The 1274-nt window shown below is 62.3% G+C and carries 1 protein-coding gene; it reads left to right on the top strand.

Annotated elements, in window-relative coordinates:
• Positions 1-78: 78 nt before the first annotated feature.
• Positions 79-1274: type VI secretion system Vgr family protein (locus tag AACU55_RS16780; RefSeq protein WP_134707155.1), on the top strand; the 1196-nt coding region annotated here is incomplete at its 3' end.

The following is a 1274-nucleotide window of genomic DNA, read 5'->3' on the forward strand; positions in this document are numbered from 1 at the left end:
CACAATTTCACCATGTGAATACAGTTTCCTCACACCCCGAAAAGCAGGATGCTTTTCACATGTCAGCCAGGGACCGGAATGAACACACTTTCCCGCTATTCTCTCGATATCTGGAACAGCCCGTACCGTCTGGACGTGCTGAACTTTCGCGGCGAGGAACAGCTCAGCGAGACTTTTTCCTACACCGTCGACGTCACCTGCCCCGAACCGGATATCGACGCCGCGCAGATGCTGCGCCAGTTCGCCAGCTTCACTATGGGCACGCCTTTCCAGCCGGAACGCGTCGTGTACGGCGTTATCCGTGACTTTCAGCGCCTGTCGACCTCCGCCGACGAAACCCTTTACCGCCTCGAGCTGGTGCCGCGCCTGCGGCTGCTGGAAAACAGCACCAACAGCTTTATTTTTCAGAACCAGTCGGTGCCCGAAGTGGTGGAATTTATTCTGCGCAAGCACGGGCTGGAGGGGCAGGATTTTGAGTTTCGCCTCAGCCAGACCTACCCCGATCGCGAACTCATCACCCAGTGGGGCGAGACCGACCTGCAGTTTATAAAACGCATTCTGGCCGAGGTCGGTATCTGGTTCCGCTTTGAGGCGGACACCCGCCTGACGTGTGAAAAGGTGCTGTTCGGCGACGGGCCGGAGCAGTACCAGTTTGGCGTCACCCTGCCGTACTGCGAGCCGTCGGGGATGCGCGACGGCCACGCCGAAAGCGTCTGGGGGCTGAAAATCCACTGGAACGCCGTGACCGGCAAAATCTTTAAACGCGATTACAACTACCGCGAGGCGACCACGCCGCTGGACGTCAGCGCGCAGGTGCGCAGCGCCGCGCCGGTGACCGGCGAAAGCTACCTTTATGCCCGGCCCTACCGCGAGGCCGGTGAGGACGTGGACGCCGCCGCCGAAACCGGCGCGTTTTATGCCCGCATCCGCCATGAACGTCAGCTGAATCATCAGTGCCGGATATTCGCCCGCACCACCGGCAGCGGGCTGGCGCCGGGTCAGGTGCTGGAGCCGCAGGCCTACCCGTTCAGCGACCTGCCGGACGGCATCCTCATTACCCGCATCGTCGCCAAAGGCTCGCGCACCGACCACTTCCGCCTCAATATCTGGGGCATGGCCTACCGCGAAACGATTGGCTTTCGTCCCGAACCGCCGGCGCGGCCGGTGCTCAGCGGCACGATACCGGCGCGGGTGGAAAGCCCGACCCGAGGCGACACCTACGCGTGGCTGGATAATCAGGGGCGCTACCGCGTGCGCATTGACGGCGACCGTGC

The sequence above is a fragment of the Rahnella sp. CJA17(1/100) genome (genome assembly GCF_963881615.1).
GTDB classification, from domain to species: domain Bacteria; phylum Pseudomonadota; class Gammaproteobacteria; order Enterobacterales; family Enterobacteriaceae; genus Rahnella; species Rahnella aceris.